This is a genomic window from Staphylococcus rostri (assembly GCF_002902145.1).
Lineage (GTDB): Bacteria > Bacillota > Bacilli > Staphylococcales > Staphylococcaceae > Staphylococcus > Staphylococcus rostri.
Window position 1 is genome coordinate 1 of record NZ_PPRF01000008.1, and the last position, 421, is coordinate 421.

Sequence of the window (421 nt, forward strand, 5' to 3'; positions counted from 1 at the left end):
GTAGATGTACCAGTTACTGTTACAGAAAAAGCTAAAACACAAGCTGAACAAAATGATCCAACAGCGACACCAGAAGTGGTAGAGCAAGGTGGAAAAGTTGATTTAACAGATAACGTTGATACAAAAGGTCTTCCAGAAGGTACAAAAGTTGTTGACGTGACACCAGAAGGATCAATCGACACTGACAAACCAGGTGAATACACTGGAACAGTAGAAGTTGTATATCCAGACGGTTCAAAAGACACAATCGAAGTGCCAGTAACAGTTAAAGAAAAATTAACTGACGCTGATCAAAACGATCCAACAGCGACACCAGAAGTAGTTGAGCAAGGTGGAACAGTAGACTTAACAGATAACGTTGATACAAAAGGTCTTCCAGAAGGTACAACAGTTAAAGATGTAACACCAGAAGGATCAATCG

Annotated in this window: 1 protein-coding gene; it reads left to right on the top strand. The window is 40.1% G+C overall.

All coding sequences use genetic code 11. The annotated features are described in order from the left end of the window. The coding region (locus CD122_RS00885; protein ID WP_276307398.1) for a Rib/alpha-like domain-containing protein at window positions 1–421 on the top strand (421 nt) is incomplete at both ends.